The sequence below is a fragment of the Comamonas sp. MYb21 genome (assembly GCF_037479395.1).
GTDB lineage: Bacteria > Pseudomonadota > Gammaproteobacteria > Burkholderiales > Burkholderiaceae_C > Comamonas.
On sequence record NZ_JBBGZC010000022.1, the window covers coordinates 27,249 to 46,577 of the forward strand.

Consider the following 19,329-nt stretch of genomic DNA (forward strand, 5'->3'; position numbering starts at 1 on the left):
ACCATGCCCACTCCACCCGTCTTTATCGCCAGCCATGCCCGCAGTGCCGTGGTGCCGGTGGGCGGCGCCTTCAAGCATCTGCAAACGCATGAGATGGCCGCACCCGTGCTGCAGGCCTTGCTGCAACGCGCCGGGCTGCCCACCGATGCCGTCGATGCCGTCGTGCTGGGCAATGCCCTGGGCGCTGGCGGCAACCCCGCACGCATGCTGGCGCTGGCAGGCCAGCTGCCGCTGCACTGCGCCGCCTACACGGTCGATACACAGTGCTGCGCCGGGCTCGACGCCATCGCGCTGGGCGCCAGTCTGGTGGCCAGCGGCCAGGCCGAGGTGGTGGTGGCCGGCGGCGCTGAGGCCTGGAGCCGTGCGCCCATCCGTGCCACCCGCCCTCTGCATGCAGGTGACAGCGCCGTACCCTATGAGCGCCCGCCCTTTGCCCCGCTACCGCATGAGGATCCGGATCTGCTGCTGGCCGCCGCCCGCTATGCCGCCAGCGCCGGCTACAGCCGCGCCGCGCAAGAGGGCTATGCGGCCGCCAGCCATGCATGCGCGCTGGCGAGTGCCGCTGTGCTGGCCCGCGAGATCATCCCCATCGCGGGTGTGGTGCAAGACGCCTTTCCGCGCGCCTTGCGCCAGCGCCAGTTGGACCGCATGCCCGTGGTCGCGCAGACCGATGCCGACATGGCCGACGAGGCGCGCCGCGACCATGCCGTCAGCACCGTCGCCATCTCACCCAAGGCCGATGCCGCCGCGCTGGTGTTGCTGGTCAGCGAAGCTGCCTGCCGGCACTGGGGCCTGCAGCCTGGCGCGCAATGGCTGGGCCACCAGGCGCTGGGCGGCTCGCCTGCGATGCCGCTGGTGCTGGCCTGGGATGCCGCCCAGGCCTTGCTGCAGCGAAATGAACTGGGCTGGTCCCAGCTGGCCACCATCGAGCTGCACGATGCCTTTGCGGTGCAGGGCCTGCAATGGCAGGCGCTGCTGCAAGACCAGGCTGCGGATGCCAGCCTGCTCAACCGCCATGGCGGCGGCATCGCGCGCGGCCACCCGATTGGGGCATCGGCTGCGGTGGCTCTGGTCCGCGTGCTGGCTGATCTGGAACAGGCGAAAACGGGCACATCCGCAGCCCTGGGGCTGGCGGCGGTAGCCGGTGCCGGCGGCCTGGGCAGCGCGGCGCTGGTGCGTCAGACGGCGCTGCTATATTGACGGGATGCTCAGCACCTTAGCCATTGCCAACTACCGCTCCTTGCGCCAGCTGCTGGTGCCGCTGGGGCAGCTCACCGTCATTACCGGGCCCAATGGCAGCGGCAAAAGCAGCGTCTACAAGGCCCTGCGCCTGTTGGCCGATATCGCCCATGGCGGCGTGGTGCGCTCCTTGGTGCGTGAAGGCGGCCTGGCATCCACCCTCTGGGCCGGGCCCGAAGAAATCACGGCGCGCATGCGCCGTGGCGAAGTACCGGTGCAAGGGACGGTGCGGCGCAAACCGCTGCAGCTGCAACTGGGCTTTGCGTCAGATGATGACGGCTTTGGCTATGCCATTGACATTGGCATGCCGGTCCCCAACCAGGCTCTGCAGGCCTTTGCACACGACCCCGAAATCAAGCACGAGGCGCTTTGGGCCGGCCCAACCTGGCGCCCCAGCGCCACGTTGGTGGAGCGCCAGGCTGCCCAGCTGCGCCTGCGCGGTGATGGCCGTGGCGCGGACTGGCAGCCGGTCGAGCGCCCTATCCCGCGCTGGGCCAGCATGCTGACCGAGTTTGTTGACCCCGTTGCCGCGCCCGAGATGCTGACCGTGCGCGAGCAGCTGCGCTCCTGGCGCTTTTACGACCATTTCCGCAGCGATGTGGATGCCCCTGCGCGCCAGCCGCAGCTGGGCACCTACACGCCGGTACTCAGCAACGATGGCGCCGATCTGGCAGCGGCCTGGGAAACCATCCATGCCATTGGCGACCACGAGGCGCTGATGGCAGCGGTGGACGATGCCTTTGCCGGCGCCACCATCTCGGTACACCAGGACGGCAGCCGCCTCGCGCTGCTGATGCACCAGCCCGGCCTGCTGCGGCCCTTGCATACCAATGAGCTGTCTGACGGCACCTTGCGTTATCTGCTGTGGATTGCCGCGCTGCTGACACCGCGCCCGCCGCAGATGCTGGTGCTCAACGAGCCCGAAACCAGCCTGCACCCCGATCTGCTGCCCGCGCTGGGCCGGCTGATCGCAGTGGCTGCGCGCCAGACCCAGGTGATCGTCGTCACCCACGCCAACCGCTTGCTGGCCGCGTTGGAAGACGCCGCCGCCGAGCTGGACTACCAGGCCATCCATTTGGAAAAGAATCTGGGCGAGACCCATATCGCCAATATCCCAGCGAGCGAGCTGCCGCGCTGGCAATGGCATGAGCGCTAGACCCAGGTGCCTGCCTCAATCGAGGCGTTTGAAGTAGGCGTCCAGTTCCGCGCGCGCGGTCAAGGTCTGGTTCACCGGCGCTGCCATATCCTCATAGCCAAGCGCCATGCCGCAGACTACCGTTTGCGTGGCCGGCAGCGCCAGCACATCGCGGATCAGACCCGGGTACGAGGCCATGGCGCCAATGGCACAGGTCGCCAAACCGCGTGACTGCGCCGCCAGCATCAGTCCGTAGATGGCCATGCCCAGGTCCATATAGCCGCCCGGCCCAAAGCCACTGTCGATGGTGATGATGAGGGCCACCGGGGCATCAAAAAAGCGAAAGTTGCGCCCAAACTGCGCGCCCCGCCCGGCTGCATCGCCCCGCTCCACGCCCAAGGCGCCATACAAGGCCTGGGCCGCTGCTACCTGGCGTTTGCGCAGCGACAGCGGCAGAGGGTTGGGGAAATAGCCATAGTCCTCGGCCTCTTGCTCGCCCGCCGCATAGGCCTGCTGCAGGCGGCTAGAGAGCTGGTCGCGCCGCGCGCCGCACACCTGCCAGAAGTAGCCGGGCTGCAAATTGGCGCCACTGGGCGCACGCCGTGCCTCCTGCAGGCAATCGTGCAGCAGTGCATCGGCGACAGGCTGCGAGCTAAAACCACGCACCGAGCGGCGCAGCTGCGCGCTGTTGGCTGCTGGGGCGGCCGTGCTGATCAAAGAGGGAGAAAGAGGCTTGTTCATGGCAGTGGCCGCCATTGTAGTGAATGGGCGCTTGTATTTGCCATCCAGCCGCCTCGGGCCGCGCGGGCAGTGCCGACTTGCAGCACAATCCATCCACTTCTCCGCCGTGGCGGAGCGTTCTCCCTCGCCCTCTGCTATGTCGACCTCATCTCCCTCTTCTGACGCGCCGCAAGATGCCCCCAGTGGCAATATGCTGCTCTGGATCCTGTTGGCGCTGGCCCTAGGTTTCGCCGTCTGGCAGCCGCGCAGCCCGCAGGCCACCATGGCGCTGGTCGATTGGCAGACCATTGGTGCCTTGGCCGGCCTGCTGGCCATTACCCAGGCGGTCGAGCGCAGCGGCATGCTGCAGGCCACCGCGCAGCGGCTGCTGACGCGGGTATCGACCTTGCGCGGCCTGGCACTGCTGCTGACGGCCACTGCGGCGCTGCTGTCGGCCCTGGTGACCAACGATGTCAGCCTGTTTCTGCTGGTGCCGCTGACGGCCGTGCTGGCCGCCCAGGCCCATTTGCCGTTGGCGCGCCTCGTGGTGCTGCAGGCCTTGGCGGTGAATGCCGGCTCTGCCCTCACCCCCATCGGCAACCCGCAAAACCTCTACCTCTGGCACCGCTCTGGCGAGAGCTTTCTGGGCTTTATGGCGATGATGGGCCCGACCGTCGCCATCATGCTGGCCTGGCTCCTGGTGGCAGTGTGGTGGCTGGTGCCGCGCACGGCCATCACGCTCAAGCCGGCTACTGCAGCCGTTGCCGTGCAGCCGCGCTTGCTGAGCATCGCGGTGCTGCTGTTTGTGGCCTTTGTCATCGCACTGGAGCGCCACTGGACCCTGGCCGGCCTGGGCCTGGTGTTTGGCGTGTTTGCACTGGCAGCGCCCCGGGTGCTGCGCGGCGTGGACTGGGCCTTGCTGGCCACCATTGCGCTGATGTTTGTGGTGCTGCGCCAGGTGGCAGAGCTGCCTGCGATGCAAGCGCTGCTGCTGCAGTGGCCGATTGCCGAAGGCTGGCGCGCCTACCTGGCCGCCATTGTGGCCTCACAGGTCATCAGCAATGTGCCCGCCACCATTTTGCTCGACGGCGCCGTACGCGACCTGCCCGCCCTGGCCGCTGGCGTGAGCGTGGGCGGCTTTGGCTGCGTGCTGGGCTCGCTGGCCAACCTCATCGCCCTGCGCCTGGCGCGCCTGCCCAATGGGCTGTGGGAGTTTCATCGCATCAGCATTCCGTTCTTGCTGGTGTGCGCGGCCTCGGCGGCATTGTTGCACTTGGGGTGAAGTGGCACATGCGATGGCGCCATATTTTGCCAAAGCAGTTGAAGCCAAACCTCAGCGAAGCTGCCACGCCCGGCTAAATCCTCGCGGGGCTTTCCCCAGTCTCGCGGATCAATGTCTCAGCAGGAATGCCAAGGCCTCGATGCAGGCTACGAATCATGGTCAAAGAGAGCGGGCGCTTGTGCGCTAGCACCTCATAGACCCGATTGGTCTGCCCGATCATCGGCACAAGATCCTTCACTGACAGTCCTTGTTGATCCATTCGAAACTTAATGGCCTCAATAGGGTCCGGTGGGTCTATGGGATAGTGCTTCCGCTCATAGGCCTCAATCAGCGTAACAAGCGCGTCAAACGCTGCCCCTTCTTCGCTGTCTGGATCTGGCTCGGTTGGTGCATCAAAGAATGCCTCAGCCGCTTTCAAAGCGGCTTGGTAGTCAGCCTCTGTGCGAATCGGTTTGAGTTGGAATTTCATGCTTTATGCTCCACAGTTTCGACGTCAGCCTGGTCGTATTCCTCATGGGTGCCAACGAACTTGATGAACATGACCCCAGCTTTGTAAACCACCGCAACGACGATGCGATAGTCATTGCCCTTGATATTAAACACAACACGGTTGTTTCCAACAAAGCTTGCATTGCGGTACTGAGCCTTGATCTCAGCCGGTGTTTTCCATTCCGCACTGGAAACCTCTTGGTACCAACCCTGCAAAGGAGCCATCGCGAGTGGATGCTTCTCCCAGAATGTGCGCAACGTGGACAGGGCAATGATTCGCATAGGGTGAATTTTAGTCCCGAATTGGGACTGATACAAGTGACTGTGTAGTTTGGCTCTGCTGAGAAGCCAAAATAATGCCAAGGAGGTTTTCCTCAAGTACGCCGCAGCTGGACCAAGGCAGATCTGACCACCAGCATGCAGCAAAATGGAGCCTAGCAAGAATTCCGATGGTGCGAAGGACTGGTAGCAGTGTTGGTCGCTAGCGCTTTTCTGGCGGCCAAACGCCTCCACACATCATTGATCAATAGAAAGATATTTTTATGCGCATAGCCACTTGGAACGTCAACTCCCTCTCCGTCCGTTTGCCGCAGGTGCTGGAATGGCTGGCGGCCAACCCGGTCGATGTGCTGGGTCTGCAGGAGCTCAAGCTGACCGATGACAAGTTTCCGCATGAGGCTCTGGCGGAGGCCGGCTACCAGGCAGTGGCCTTTGGCCAGAAGACTTACAACGGCGTGGCGCTGCTCAGCCGGGGCGAGCTCAAGGATGTGGTGCGCGCCAACCCGCAGTTTGCCGATGAGCAGTCGCGCATCATTGCCGGTACGGTGGCCAGCCCGGCTGGCGATATCCGCGTGATCAACTGCTACTTCGTCAACGGCCAGGAGCCGGGCTCGGACAAGTTTGCCTACAAGCTGCGCTGGCTCAGCGGGCTGGAGGCCTATGTGAAGGCCGAGATGGCCTTGCACCCGCGCCTGGTGCTGGTGGGCGATTTCAATGTGGCGCCGGAAGACCGCGACAGCTACGACCCCGATGGCCTGCGCGACACCATCCACCACACCAAGGAAGAGCGCGATGCTTTCCAGAGCCTGCTCGCGCTGGGCCTGACCGATGCCTACCGGCTGTTCGAGCAGCCCGAAAAAAGCTACAGCTGGTGGGACTACCGCATGCTGGGCTTTCAGAAAAACCGGGGCCTGCGCATTGACCATATCCTGGTGAGCGATGCACTCAAGGGTGCGGTGAGCGCCTGCACGATTGACCGCGCACCGCGCAAGAACAAGCAGCCCAGCGACCATGCACCGGTGGTGGTGACCTTGGGCTGATCTGGCCTTCGGCCAATGCGAAAACGGGCCGCAGCCCGTTTTTTTGTTGTCTGTACCGCGCTGAGCGCAGCCCTCAATCAAGCCTTGGGATCTGTCTCCGGCAGCGCATGCATCGCCAGCGCGGCTTCCGCATCGAGCTTGCGGCCCAGGGCCTCGGCGTCTTCTTCGGACAGCAGCTCACCCTCCCACTTGGCGACCACGGCAGAAGCCAGCGAGTTGCCCACCGCATTGGTCGCGGAGCGGCCCATGTCCAGGAAGGTGTCGATGCCCAGGATCAGCAGCAGACCTGCTTCAGGGATATTGAAGTGGCTCAAGGTGGCGGCAATCACCACCAGCGAGGCGCGCGGCACCCCGGCAATGCCCTTGGAGGTGAGCATCAGCACCAGCAGCATGGTGATCTGCGTGCCCAAGGACAGCTCAATGCCATAGGCCTGTGCGATGAACAGGGTCGCAAAGGTGCAGTACATCATCGAGCCATCGAGGTTGAAGGAGTAACCCATCGGCATCACAAAGCTCGAGATCTTGCGCTTGACGCCAAAGCGGTCCAGCGCGTCGAGGATCTTGGGGTAGGCAGCTTCGGAGCTGGCCGTGGCAAAGGAGACCATGAAGGCCTCCTTGATGAGGGTCAGCAGCTTGAACACGCGCTTGCCCAGGAAGGCCATGCCGGCCAGCACCAGCAGGGACCACAGAATGAACAGGCCCAGGTAGAACTCGCCCATGAACACGGCGAACTTGAGCAAAATGCCCAGGCCATTGATGGCCACGGTCGAGGCCATGGCCGAGAGCACCGCCAGCGGCGCGAGCTTCATCACATAGCCGGTGATCTTGAGCATCACGTGTGATAGCTCATCAATGGCGGCCAGAAGCGTCTTGGCCTTGTCGCCCAGCGCGGCCATGGCCACACCAAAGAACATCGAGAACACGACGATCTGCAAGATCTCGTTGTTCGCCATCGCTTCGGCAAACGACTTGGGCACCGTGTGGTTGATGAACTCGCGCAAGGTGAACTTGCCGGTGGCCAGGTTGGTGGCCGCGCTCACATCGGGCAGCGGCAGACCGAGGTTGGCGCCGGGCTGCAGCACATTGGCCAGCACCATGCCCAAGAGCAGCGACACGAGCGATGCGGTCAGGAACCACATCATCGCCTTGAAGAACACCCGCCCCACCGAGGCGGCATCGCCCATGTGCGCAATGCCCACCACCAGGGTCGAGAACACCAGCGGCCCGATCAGCATCTTGATCAGGCGCAGGAACACATCCGAGACGATAGCGATATAGCCAGCAATATCCTTGGCAGCGGCTGCATCCGCAGCGCCTGCATTGACTGCGTAGCCCAGTGCAATACCGGCCAGCATCGCCGCCAAAATCCACAGCGCCGACGAAGAGCCCTTTTTGCCCGTGAGAGCCATAACCAATACCTTTGATGTCTGTGATTTATGGTGCTGTCCAGGGCGATCTGGGCCTCGTATGCGGCACATCAGCAAGGCGTTCATGCTGGACTGTGTGCGCTTTTTCCAGCCCGGGCAGGCTTTGCTGCCGGGAGCAAGCGGCGGTTCGGCCGCAAAAGGGAAGAGCGATGAGGCTGCCTTGGACGGCAGGATTGCAGGTTCTGCGGGCCCGATTGTAGCCGCAAGTTTTTACGGGTAAACGCGTACGCCTTGAGAAAGTGGGCGCCTACATGGTAATTTTTTCCCAATTCACGGGAAATATTACAAAGCTGCCAGGCAACTTACGGCGCAGTGCGGGCGGCTTCACAGGCAGTCTGCCCGATTTCGTATAGGCGTCTTGTAACAGCTTATTCAGAATGCGCGCTCTAGCGCGCGCGGGCGTCCTGCATATGCTGCAGCTCATCGGTATAACGGCGCAGCTGCTGCGCCTGGCCTTGCAGCAGCGGCCGCACATCCAGTGGCAAGGCCGATTCCAGCACGCGCTGGTAGCGCTCGGCCACCAGCACCAGGCTGAGGTTGCACTCGGCAATCAGGTCGCGATCGCTGTGGAGGTTGGCGCGCTGCTTGAACTCGGTCCAGCGGCGGTGCATGCGACCAGCGGCGCTCAATCCTGGCCGCTCGACCAGCGGGCTGGGCTCGGCCTGTAGCAGCTGCACATCCTGCAGCTGCCAGTCCATGGCGCGGAACTGCTCGGCCAGCGCATACAGGTGGCTGCGCAACGCAATCGCCCGGGCTTGCTCGCTGCCCGCGACCAGGCATTCCTCGCAATCGGCCAGTCCGTGCTGCAGCACGCGCACCGCGTGCTGCACCTGGGCGGCAGACAGCTGTTCGCCTTGCAGGCCGCTGATCGCATGGTCATAGGCAGCGCGTGCAATGGTCCTCGCCTCGGGCCAGTCCATGGGGTTGCTGCCGCGCACATGCTGCCACTGCACCTCCAGTTGGGTGGCCAGCGCATCAAAGCCCGAGGGGTTACGCTGCGCGGCATACCAGCCCAGCGCCAGCGCCGGGCGGTAGGCCTCGAAGGGTTGGCCCGCCACATAAAAATCCATGCTTTGGTAGTGGCTGCGCCAGTAGCTGTCTTCGCGCGCTGGGTTGCCCCACAGGGCCTTGGCCTTGGGCGGCAGGCCGCCGGCCATGGCGCTGTGCAGCGCGTCGCCCGCCAGCTGAGCCATGCCATTGGCGGTCGACGCTGCCAGCCGCAAGCTATTGAGCAGCGCCGAGCGCTGGCGGCCAATGCGTTCGGGCGAATTGCGGTACGCCTGGGCCGAAAACACCGAAGTCATCTTTTGCATGGATTGCACCACCGGACAGACAGGAATAGCCCATTGTGGCACGGTTCAAACCGTATCGATGGCGGGCCTCTGTCAGCGAAACCGCCGCCTTGGAAGGCGGCGGTTTTTCTAAAGATCGGCGCGCTTACGCATCAATCATCGCTGGCCGACAGCCCCAGCTCCTGGATCTTGCGCGTGATGGTGTTGCGGCCAATGCCCAGGCGCTGGGCCGCTTCCATGCGGCGGCCATGGGTAGCGGCCAGCGCACTCTTGATCAGCTGCGATTCAAAGCGGCGGCTGAGCACATCCCAGACCTCGGTGCTGCCCGATTGCAGCAGCACATCGGCCTCGCGGGCCAGATCGCCCTCCCAATCGCCGCCCTGCGCTGCGCCATTGGGCACGCCATGGACGGGCATGGACACGGCAGGCAGGCTGGCTGGCACCTCAGCGGCAGCGGGCCGGTAGCTGTGCTCTTGCGGCGCAGCCTGCACGGCTTGCGCTGCGCTGGGCTGGCTGGGGGTGACCGGCGGCGCAGCAGGCGTGGCCTGCAGCACTTCCGGTGGCAGATCCTGCACGGACACCCATTGCGCGGGCGCCATGACGGTGATCCAGTGGCAGATGTTCTCCAGCTGCCGCACATTGCCCGGGAACGCAAACTGGGCCAGTTGGGCCAGTGCCGCTTCCGACAGCTGCTTGGGCTCCACCCCCAGTTGCTTGGCACTGGCAGCCAGAAAATGCCGCGCCAGCATCGGAATGTCTTCCTTGCGCTCGCGCAGCGGGGGCAGGCGCAGGCGGATCACATTGAGGCGGTGGAATAAGTCCTCGCGGAACACGCCCTTGTGCACCCGGTCTTCCAGGTTCTGGTGGGTGGCCGCTATCACCCGCACATGCGACTTAACCGGCACATGGCCGCCCACACGGTAGAAATGCCCGTCAGACAGCACGCGCAGCAGCCGTGTCTGCAGGTCAAACGGCATATCGCCGATTTCGTCGAGGAACAAGGTACCGCCCTCGGCCTGCTCAAAGCGGCCCCGGCGCTGGGTCTGCGCGCCGGTGAAGGCACCGCGCTCATGGCCGAACAGCTCGCTCTCAAGCAGATCCTTGGGGATGGCCGCAGTGTTGATGGCGACAAAAGGGCCGCCCGCTACCGGCGAATGCTTGTGCAGCGCGCGCGCGACCAGCTCCTTGCCCGAGCCAGACTCGCCCGTCACCATCACCGTGACATTGCTTTGCGACAGCCGGCCAATGGCACGGAACACATCCTGCATCGCAGGCGCCTGGCCCAGCATCTCTCCACCGCCAGCGGCCTGCGACAGCTCGGGCGCCTGGCTTTCGCTCTGCTGCACGGCGCGCTTGATCAGCTCCACGGCCTTGGGCAGGTCAAAGGGCTTGGGCAGGTATTCAAAGGCTCCGCGCTGGAAGGCCGAGACAGCGCTGTCCAGGTCCGAGTACGCGGTCATGATGATGACCGGTAGCTGCGGATGGTCTTCGTGCACCTGTTCGAGCAACTGCAGGCCATTGCCGCCCGGCATGCGGATGTCGCTGACCAGCACCGACGGCGCCAGCGCCTGGTCGCTCACATTGTCAAAGGCTTCGAGTACTTCCTTGGGATGCACAAAGCTGCGCGTGGGCAGTTGCTCGCGGGCGAGTGCCTTCTCCAGTACAAATCGGATCGACGGGTCATCATCCACTATCCAGATTGGTTTCATTGTCGCTATCACCCTACCCTTACAGTTCTACATACCGTGGTCCTGCAGCAAGGGAAGCCAACTGCCCCCTAGTCTGTCAACGGCAGCATGATGCGGAAATCCGTGCGCCCGGGCTCGCTCTCGCATTCAATCAGGCCTTCATGCCGCTGCACGAAGGTCTGCGCCAGCGGCAAACCCAGGCCCGTGCCACCATCACGTCCGGTCACCAAGGGGTAGAAGATCCGCTCCTTGATGTCCGGCTCGATGCCAGGACCGTTGTCGATGACATGCAATTCCAGTGCCAACTTGTGCCGCTTGCGGCCCAAGGTCAGCTGCCGGGCAATGCGGGTGCGCAAAGTAATGCGCGCATTGTCCTGGGCCATTTGCGGCACCAGCACCTGCGCAGCATTTTGCACAATGTTCAGCAAGGCCTGGATCAGCTGCTCGCGATCGCCTCGGATCTCGGGCAGCGAGGTGTCGTAATCGCGCTCGATGCGCAGGCCCTGCGGGTACTCCAGCAGCACCAACTGGCAAACGCGCTCGCAGACCTCGTGGATATTCACATCCCCCACCGTGTGCGGGTGGCGGTGCGGCGCGAGCAAGCGATCCACCAGGGCCTGCAAGCGATCGGCCTCGTGGATGATGACGTCGGTGTATTCCTTGAGCTGGGCATCGGGCAGCTCCAGCTCCAGCAGCTGGGCCGCACCCCGTATGCCGCCCAGCGGGTTCTTGATCTCGTGGGCAAGGTTGCGGATCAGCTCCTTGTTGGCCAGCGCCTGCTCGCGCACACGCTCCTCGCGGTCCTGACGCACCTGCTGCTCCAGCGGCCACAGCTCCACCAGAATGCTCTCCTCCTCTTCCCACCAGGAGAGGTTGGCATGCACGGGAAAGGCATCTTGCAGGCTGCGCCGCAATTGCGCCTCAAAGCGCAGCGAGGAAAAGCGCTGCGCCCGCGCATCGACCAGGGCCTTGTGGATCAGCTCATCGTCCTGGAAAAATCCACCAAAGTAGTGGCCCAGAATGCTTTTGCGCGAGACGCCCAGCGCATTCTCCAGCGCCGCATTGACCCGCACAGCGGCGCCATCGAGCCGTATCACGGCGACCAAGGTGGCGATGTGTTCCAGCGCCTGCCATTCGCGATCCATGGCACGGAGGTCAGACATGGGATATGCCCCAAAAGGTAGAAGTTTTGATTATGGGGCCGGCAGGCGTTGGAGCTCACGCTGGATGCCGGCGATATCGCTGTCGTTGCGCGTGATTTCCTGCTTCAGATCGGACACGCGCTTGGTGTAGAAGGCAGGGTTGCGCATCTCCAGGGCGTTTTTCTCGGGCTCGCCGTTGTTGTACTCGCGCGCCAAGGCGAGCTTTTTGTCCTGGGCCTTTTTCAGCTCGGTCTCGAGGATGAGGCGCGCATCGGAATCGCGGGCGCGGCCTTCGGCCGTGGTGGAGCGTGGCGCGGGGGTGGCAGCAGCGGGCGCGCGCGCGGGGCGCGGGGCAGCTGCGGGGGCATTGGGGGCGGGCGCCGGGCTGGCAGCAGGCGCGTGCGGGCGCGTGCCTTGCACGATGGTGACATTGGCGCCTTCAACCACGGCGCAGCCCTTTTGCCGCGCCTTGGCCACATCGTTGGTGTATTCATTGCCACAGCGATAAATGCGATCCTGCGCCACCGCGCCTTGCGCACATGCCACTGCCACCATCAAAAACAACAACTTTGTATGCATAACCCCGTTTCGCCCGTTCACTCCACTTAGCCCGTATGTCCGTGACAGCCTTTACCGGCTTTGCACGATGGCCCCTCTCTGCAACCCGCAGTGTAGCTACAAAGGAGGCCGATCATGCCGAACAGTTCCTGCTGTTACAGATTCACCCCTGTCCGGGCATGCCCCCTGCCCCGAGAGCACGCATAAAAAAAGGCCTGCCACCCTCGCAGGTCGGCAGGCCGTTTTACCCAAAGAGCCAAGCCCCAAGGGCCTGGCCAGCAGGGCCTTACAGCGAGTAGTACATGTCGTATTCGACAGGGTGCACGGCTTGGCGGAAGCGGGTCACTTCGCCCATCTTCAGCTCGATGTAGGCATCCAGCATGCTGTCGCTGAACACACCGCCCTTGGTCAGGAACGCGCGGTCGGCATCCAGTGCTTCCAGAGCCTGGTCCAGGCTGTGGCACACGGTAGGAACCAGCTTGTCTTCCTCTGGAGGCAGATGGTACAGATCCTTGGTGGCGGCTTCACCCGGATGGATCTTGTTTTCCACGCCGTCCAGACCGGCCATCAACAGCGCTGCGAAGCCCAGGTAGGGGTTCATCAGGGGATCGGGGAAACGTGCTTCCACGCGGCGGCCCTTGGGGTTGCTCACGTAAGGAATACGGATCGATGCCGAGCGGTTCTTGGCCGAGTAAGCCAGCTTCACAGGCGCTTCGAAACCAGGAACCAGGCGCTTGTAGCTGTTGGTGCCAGGGTTGGTGATGGCGTTCAGCGCGCGAGCGTGCTTGATGATGCCGCCGATGTAGTACAGCGCGAAATCGGACAGACCGGCATAGCCGTCACCGGCGAACAGGTTCTTGCCGTCTTTCCACACAGACTGGTGCACGTGCATGCCCGAGCCGTTGTCGCCCGAGTATGGCTTAGGCATGAAGGTTGCCGTCTTGCCATAGGTGTCTGCCACGTTCCAGATCACGTACTTTTGCACCTGGGTCCAGTCCGCACGCTCGACCAGAGTCGAGAAACGGGTGCCCAGTTCGTTCTGGCCAGCGCCCGCCACTTCATGGTGGAACACTTCGACCGGGATGCCCAGCGATTCGAGCAGCAGCGACATTTCAGCGCGCATGTCCTGGGTGCTGTCAACAGGAGGCACAGGAAAGTAGCCGCCCTTGACGCGTGGACGGTGACCACGGTTGCCGTTGTCGAACTTGGCGCCGCTGTTCCAGGGTGCTTCGTATTCTTCGATGTCGAAGAACGGGTTGTTGGGTTCGGTGCTCCAACGCACGCCGTCGAAGATGAAGAATTCTGGCTCTGGACCAAAGTAGGCGGTATCGCCCAGGCCCGATGCCTTCAGGTAGGCTTCTGCGCGCTTGGCCACCGAACGTGGATCGCGGTCATAGGCCTTGCCATCACCGGGCTCGATCACGTCGCACTGCAGGAACATCGTGGTTTCGTCAAAGAACGGATCGATATTGGCGGTGTTGGGATCGGGCATCAGCAGCATGTCGGATGCTTCAATACCCTTCCAGCCAGCGATGGAGGAGCCATCAAACGCGTGGCCCGAGGTGAACTTGTCTTCGTCAAAGTGCGAGATAGGCACCGTGACGTGCTGTTCCTTGCCACGGGTGTCGGTGAAACGCAGATCAACGAACTTGACCTCGTTCTCGTCCAACATGCTCATCACATCTGCAACGCTCTTGGCCATCTAATGCTCCAAAGAAAATCGTGAATAAAAAGGGCTGTGCCAAGACTAAAGCAGTTTACGTGCCAGTTTTGTGACATGCCCATGCCGACCAGAAAATGCGGGCCCGCCAGAACGCGACCGCACCCGGACTGTGCCCAATGCCAGACTGTACCGCGCTTTTGGCCTGGGCCTCCGAGGGACGACGAGGATTTTGCAGCCCAGGGCCCAGATCCCTGCAGACCAGGGCCTGCATTGCCGCACAAGCACCAAGATGGTGCAAAACTACCAGCGCTTTATGCGGATGGCGCACATGCACCAAAATAGCTATTTTCGCACCTTATTGGTGCATTGGCAGCTGAGGCACAGGCCGAGCCCATTGGCACATGCCCTGCTCCGCGCCCTTCCATTTTTGAACAGGTTTTTACTTGGGCTCCGTGCCATCGGCCAGCAAGCTGGCATCGGTTGTATCGGCCACGAGCGGCTCCGCCACCGGCGGCTGCGCGCCCAGGTCGCCATTCTCGATCCGCAGCTGCTGCAGCGCGGCCAGGCAGAAGTGGATGAACCACAGCGAGGAAAACGCAAAGGTGATGGCATAGATCCACACGGCGATGGGAATCAGCACCACAAAGCCAATGGTGAACACCATGCCCGAGGCCCAGACGACGCTGGGCGCAATGCCGATGTAGCCCGAGATGATGCCCATCAGCAAGAGCGGCCAGCGGTGGCGCTGCAGCAGCGTGTCGCGCTCAGCCTTGCTGGCATGCTCGGCCAGGGCATCCACACTCATCACGCGGTAGGTCAGCCAGCCCCAGATGACGGGCGGCACAATCAGCACCAAAGGCGGGATCAGCCACAGCGGCATGGTGACGACAAAGGCCACAATGGCCACCGCCGAGGTGCTCAAGGCCCAGAGCACGCTGGTGACCAGGCCCATGCCCTGCTTCTTCTCCAGCCGGGCAAAGCGCTGCTCGGTCACCATGTTGACCAGGGCCGGCGTCATCAAAAGCGCAATCACCAGCAGCGCGACCACCGCTGCCACCGGCGTGATCAGGATCAGCACCACAAAGGGCGCAATGCCGGCCGCAAAACCTTCGGTGCCACTGCTGCCAAACCAGCTGAATACCGTGCGCAGCCAGCCAATCGTCTCCACCCAGTGCTGCATCGTCGCCACGGCGCCCGACCAGTAAAAATAGCTCCAGCCACCCAAGGCCACCAGCATCACCACCAGTGGCAGCACCGACAGCAGCATGACCCGGGGCCGGAAACAATAGGCGGCGGCACGCCAGAAGGCATCAAACATCAGGCGGGAGCCCGCAGACGCGAGGGGCATGGGGTGAACTCCTTGTGTATCTGGGCGGGTGGCCAGGCTGGCGGGCCGCTCAGTGATTCGGTATCAAGCGGGTGTGCCGCACCTAGGCGCGGCCCAAAAGGCGCAGTACCCCACGCCATTGCTGGCTCCAAAAGCCGCGCCCGTAATCGCGCAGCTGCCCTTGCCGGTTGGGCTGCACCTGGTCACGGATGCCGGTGGGGTCATAGCGTAGCTCAAAGTTGGCGGTGCCAAAAAGCATATCCCACCATGGCAGCAGCACACCAAAATTGCAGCCCCCCAAGCGGGTGCGCGGGGCAGCCTCGCCGGCTTTCACAGCGGTGTTGGGCGCGGCATTGTTGGCAGGCGACTCATGGCCGATGCCGATCGCATGGTGACGGCGGTGAAAACGCGGGCTGATCCACAGCCGCTCACCCAGGCGGCCAAACCACAGGCGCAGATTGGCATGCTGCAGGCTTTCGCTCAGCTGGGTGATCGCGACAATCGCCACAAACTGGCTGGGTGCGACACCGATCAACACGGCGACAAACACCAGAATACTGTCATGCACCAGGTCATCGAGCAGGTGGTTGCGGTTGTCGCTCCACATCGTCATCTGCTGCTGCGAATGGTGCAAGGCATGCAGGCGCCACCACCAGACGAATTGGTGCTGACCCCGGTGGATCCAGTACGCGACAAAGTCGAACACCACCAGGTAGATCAGCAGGCTGACCCAGCCCAGGTCGGTCACGCCAGGCCACAGCGCATCGAGGTGCCAGGTCTCAAAGCCGCGCACGCGCAGCGCCCCCACCACCATGTCCCACAGCGGATCGATGGTAAAGAACAAGGCCAGGCGGAACAGGCCCAGGCGATGGATAAAGGTGTAGAGCATGTCCACACGGATCGCATGCCGGTCGGTCACGGCCTCGACCGGCCGCCAGCGCTGCAAGGGCGCAATCACCAGCACCATGACGAGGATCTGCAGGCAGCCCACGAGGAACCAGCCCGCTGCCGTGTAGCCATCTTCCAGATAGCTGGCCAGGCCGAGGTTGAACAGCAGCGGCTGCAGCAACTGCTCAAACAGCCACTGCTGTGCGTTGTCAAAAAGCGTGCTGAGAAATTCCATGGCAAACCATTAGTTCTATGCGGGCCGCAAGCCCTGCAGCCGCCAGTGTGCGCTACGGCAAGGGCTATCAGCCACCATGCTGACGAATCCAATCTTGGTACTGCGGGTGCTCACGCAAGGTGGCAAAACAAAATCCCTTGGCCTGCAAGCCTTCAATCAAGGGCTGCAGCACGGCAGGCGCCCAGGGGTCCTTGCGGTCCCAGATGCCCAGGTGGGCCAGCAAGATATCGCCGGGGCGGATGTCGCGCAGTGCCTTGTCCAGCAACTGCTGGTTGGGGTACTTGTCGCTGGGCAGTTCATCGCCCAGAAAGCCCGCTGGCGACCAGCCCACATGGGCATAGCCGCAGCGCCTGGCCGCCGCAATCAGGCTGGGCGAGGTCTTGCCGCCGGGAGCCCGGAACAGCGGCAAAGGCTTGACGCCGGTGATCTTGGCCAGACGGTCTTCGGATAGCTGGATCTGCGCGCAGTACTGCGCAGCGGTCCATTCAAAGCGCTGCCCCGCCTGCGGCCCTTGCGACGGCTGCACTTTGAAGCGGGGCGCAGCACCTGCCGGCACTTTGATGTCGCCACGCCAGTAGGTGTGGTCCCAGGTGTGCGAGGCAAAAGCATGGCCTTCTGCGGCGCGGGCGCGCCACCAAGGGGCCCAGTGGTCACCCAGACTGCCATCGCCCTCCTTGGTGCGTTCATTGGCGGCAAAGAAGGTCACCTTCACCTGCGTCTTGCGCAAGACGTCGGCGATCTGGTTGGCCACGCCCATGTGGCCGGTGTCCAAGGTCAGATAGACAGGCTTGCTGCAGCTGCCTGCCGCAGTGACTGCAGCAGCAGGCTGGGCAAAGGCAGCAGCGCTGCCCCAACTTGCGGCCAGAAGCCAGAAAAATGTGCTGCGCATGGCGTGGAGATCCCCTCTGCTACTGACTCAACAATGCACGGACCATGCACTAGCGCGGTGCGTGGTCCAGCACCCAGATGCCATGCGGCGACTTGCCCACCTTCACCTGGTTGACCACCTTGCGCTCGACCGTATCGATCACGCTCATCTTGCCCGCCCAGCGCGAGCTGAGGTAGATATAGCGGCCATCCGGACTCACATCCATGCAGTCAGGGCCGCTGGGGCCGGGATAGCGGTCAACGACCGTCTGGCTCAGCATGTCGAGCTTGCTGATGGTATTGGCCACCCGGTTGCTGACAAAAAGATGGCGGCCATCGCCGGTCGCGCGGAAGGCGTGTGCACCCTTGTCGGTCTTGATGGTCTTGACCAGCTGGGGCTCTGCGCCGCTCACATCAAACACCTGCACGCCGTCGCTGCCGGTTAGTGCGACAAAAACGAATTTGTCGTCCGGGCTGCCATACAGATCGGCGGGCATCTGCCCCGTCTTGGTGCGCCATTTCAGGGTCTGGGTGGCGATGTCGATCGCGACCAGCTCATCGCTGTCCTGCATGGTCGAGTAGATCGTCCGGCTCTTGCTGTCGATCCACAGGTGGCTGGGCGTCTTGCCGGTGGCAATGCGCTTGACCAGCTTGGGCTCTTGCCCATCCCAGCGGTAGATGTCGATGTGGTTGAGGCGGTTGGCCGCCGTCACAAACCACTTCATGTCGGGCGAAAAACGCAGATGGTAGGGGTCGGAGATGCCCTGAATCACGCGCTGCACCTCGGCCGTCTTGGGATCGACAAAGGTCAGCGAGTCACCGGTCGCATTGGCCACGATCACCGACTTGCTGTCCGGCGTCAGGTACAGGTGGTGGGGCTCCTTGCCCGTAGGAATGCGCTTGACCTCTTTCCAGGTCGTGGGGTCAATCACGCTGATGCTGGCATCCAGCGAATTGAGCACCAAAATGGGGTTGGCAGCATGCACCGCAGTGGCGGCAAAGGCCATCACCGCAAGCAGAGAACGGGCAAAAACGAAAGGCTTCACAAGCGATTCCTACTAGTAACGCAGCGAGTGTAGCCGCCCGCGATAAATTGCAGCACGACGCAGGGGCGATTGGCGATGTAAATAATCGTTGAACTTGCGCCAAAGCTACAGCAGGCCCAAAACCCTCAGGGCTTGAGCAGTGCCAGCTCGTCGGCCGTCAACCAGCGCCACTCGCCCGGCTTGAGCTCATCGCTCAGCACCAGGCCACCAATCTGCGCACGGTGCAGGCCCTCCACCCGGTTACCGACGGCTGCCAGCATGCGCTTGACCTGGTGGTATTTGCCTTCGGTCAGCGTCAGATCCAGCGTGTTGTCACCCGTCTTCACGCAGGCCGCAGCCTTCACTGGCTTGGGGTCGTCATCCAGGACCACACCGGCCAACAAACGCTCGATCTGCTGCTCGGTCACCGCATGCTTGGCCGTCACCTGGTAGCGCTTGGGCACATGCTTCTTGGGCGAGCTCATGCGGTGGATGAACTGGCCGTCGTCGCTCAGCAGCAGCATGCCAGTCGTGTCCTGGTCCAGGCGGCCGACGGCCTGCAAACCCTGGATGGCGTTCTTGTTGGGGCGCGTGCGCAGCGGCACCGGCAGCAGGCTGTAGATGCTGGGATAGGCCGAAGGCTTTTGCGAGCACTCGGTGCCGGCGGGCTTGTTCAGCAGCACATAGCCCAGCGCATGGTATTCCCACTCCACGCCCTGAACCTTGAAGCGCAGGCCTTCAGGCTCTATGTCGGCGGTCGAGTCCGTCTCCGCAACCCATTCGTTCGCCTGTGCATCCCACAACTGCACCCAGCCTTGTTGCACCAGGCCCGAGCACACGCGGCGCACACCAAAACCCTGCGAATACAACATATCCTGCAACTGCATCCCAACCCCTTCACGCCAGCCACAGACCGCTGCTGCAGCGAGATAAAAAGAAAAACCCCTCTACTCGGTAGAGCAGAGGGGTTGATCAGTATAAAAGCCTGACGATGACCTACTTTCACACGGGAATCCGCACTATCATCGGCGCG

Annotated in this window: 18 protein-coding genes; 4 read left to right on the top strand and 14 right to left on the bottom strand. The window is 63.1% G+C overall.

The features are described from left to right. Window positions 1-3: 3 nt before the first annotated feature. Window positions 4-1,200: a thiolase family protein gene (locus tag WH367_RS23930; RefSeq protein WP_339537955.1), complete on the top strand. Its 1,197-nt coding sequence runs from the start codon at window positions 4-6 to the stop codon at window positions 1,198-1,200. A gap of 4 nt (window positions 1,201-1,204) precedes the next feature. After that, window positions 1,205-2,395 (top strand): AAA family ATPase, encoded by a 1,191-nt coding sequence (locus WH367_RS23935; protein WP_339537956.1) that lies wholly within the window; start codon window positions 1,205-1,207, stop codon window positions 2,393-2,395. A 15-nt stretch (window positions 2,396-2,410) separates the two neighbouring features. On the opposite strand, the gene WH367_RS23940 is transcribed toward WH367_RS23935, so the two are convergent. Then, window positions 2,411-3,115 carry a nitroreductase gene (locus WH367_RS23940; RefSeq protein ID WP_339537957.1) on the bottom strand — a complete coding sequence of 235 codons (705 nt, stop codon included), beginning with the start codon at window positions 3,113-3,115 and terminating at the stop codon, window positions 2,411-2,413. A gap of 136 nt (window positions 3,116-3,251) precedes the next feature. Here WH367_RS23940 and WH367_RS23945 point away from each other — a divergent pair, with 136 nt between their 5' ends. Beyond that, on the top strand, window positions 3,252-4,376 hold the full coding sequence (locus WH367_RS23945; protein ID WP_339537958.1) for an SLC13 family permease: 1,125 nt from the start codon (window positions 3,252-3,254) through the stop codon (window positions 4,374-4,376). A gap of 73 nt (window positions 4,377-4,449) precedes the next feature. On the opposite strand, the gene WH367_RS23950 is transcribed toward WH367_RS23945, so the two are convergent. Beyond that, entirely contained in the window at window positions 4,450-4,845 is a 396-nt protein-coding gene (locus tag WH367_RS23950; protein WP_021025415.1) for a helix-turn-helix domain-containing protein, read from the bottom strand. Beyond that, window positions 4,842-5,147, bottom strand: coding sequence for a type II toxin-antitoxin system HigB family toxin (locus WH367_RS23955; RefSeq protein WP_027010542.1), 306 nt, complete (start codon window positions 5,145-5,147; stop codon window positions 4,842-4,844). The genes WH367_RS23950 and WH367_RS23955 overlap by 4 nt, the downstream gene beginning before the upstream one ends. Before the next feature lie 260 nt (window positions 5,148-5,407). On the opposite strand from WH367_RS23955, the gene xth reads away from it, so the two are divergent. Then, entirely contained in the window at window positions 5,408-6,184 is a 777-nt protein-coding gene (gene xth / locus WH367_RS23960; protein ID WP_021025413.1) for an exodeoxyribonuclease III, read from the top strand. A gap of 77 nt (window positions 6,185-6,261) precedes the next feature. Here the strand turns inward: xth and WH367_RS23965 are convergent, their stop codons facing one another. From WH367_RS23965 to WH367_RS24015, 11 genes are all read right to left on the bottom strand, one after another. After that, on the bottom strand, window positions 6,262-7,593 hold the full coding sequence (locus WH367_RS23965; protein WP_021025412.1) for a dicarboxylate/amino acid:cation symporter: 1,332 nt from the start codon (window positions 7,591-7,593) through the stop codon (window positions 6,262-6,264). A 404-nt stretch (window positions 7,594-7,997) separates the two neighbouring features. Beyond that, on the bottom strand, window positions 7,998-8,924 hold the full coding sequence (locus WH367_RS23970; RefSeq protein WP_339537959.1) for a hypothetical protein: 927 nt from the start codon (window positions 8,922-8,924) through the stop codon (window positions 7,998-8,000). A gap of 131 nt (window positions 8,925-9,055) precedes the next feature. Beyond that, on the bottom strand, window positions 9,056-10,612 hold the full coding sequence (gene ntrC / locus WH367_RS23975) for a nitrogen regulation protein NR(I) (protein ID WP_021025409.1): 1,557 nt from the start codon (window positions 10,610-10,612) through the stop codon (window positions 9,056-9,058). Window positions 10,613-10,680: 68 nt separating this feature from the next. After that, entirely contained in the window at window positions 10,681-11,754 is a 1,074-nt protein-coding gene (gene glnL / locus WH367_RS23980) for a nitrogen regulation protein NR(II) (RefSeq protein WP_052329739.1), read from the bottom strand. Between the two features lie 30 nt (window positions 11,755-11,784). Next, a complete protein-coding gene (locus WH367_RS23985; RefSeq protein ID WP_339537960.1) occupies window positions 11,785-12,312 on the bottom strand; it encodes a hypothetical protein in 528 nt (175 codons plus the stop codon). A gap of 265 nt (window positions 12,313-12,577) precedes the next feature. Then, entirely contained in the window at window positions 12,578-13,993 is a 1,416-nt protein-coding gene (glnA, locus tag WH367_RS23990; protein ID WP_116927832.1) for a type I glutamate--ammonia ligase, read from the bottom strand. Between the two features lie 400 nt (window positions 13,994-14,393). Further along, on the bottom strand, window positions 14,394-15,302 hold the full coding sequence (locus WH367_RS23995; RefSeq protein ID WP_339537961.1) for an EI24 domain-containing protein: 909 nt from the start codon (window positions 15,300-15,302) through the stop codon (window positions 14,394-14,396). Between the two features lie 82 nt (window positions 15,303-15,384). Beyond that, window positions 15,385-16,404 (bottom strand): sterol desaturase family protein, encoded by a 1,020-nt coding sequence (locus WH367_RS24000; RefSeq protein ID WP_021024918.1) that lies wholly within the window; start codon window positions 16,402-16,404, stop codon window positions 15,385-15,387. Between the two features lie 67 nt (window positions 16,405-16,471). Beyond that, window positions 16,472-17,293 (bottom strand): polysaccharide deacetylase family protein, encoded by an 822-nt coding sequence (locus WH367_RS24005; protein ID WP_339537962.1) that lies wholly within the window; start codon window positions 17,291-17,293, stop codon window positions 16,472-16,474. Window positions 17,294-17,342: 49 nt separating this feature from the next. Then, window positions 17,343-18,278 carry a YVTN family beta-propeller repeat protein gene (locus tag WH367_RS24010; protein ID WP_021024920.1) on the bottom strand — a complete coding sequence of 312 codons (936 nt, stop codon included), beginning with the start codon at window positions 18,276-18,278 and terminating at the stop codon, window positions 17,343-17,345. 164 nt (window positions 18,279-18,442) lie between these two features. Further along, a complete protein-coding gene (locus tag WH367_RS24015; RefSeq protein WP_339537963.1) occupies window positions 18,443-19,183 on the bottom strand; it encodes a 16S rRNA pseudouridine(516) synthase in 741 nt (246 codons plus the stop codon). Between the last annotated feature and the right edge of the window lie 146 nt (window positions 19,184-19,329).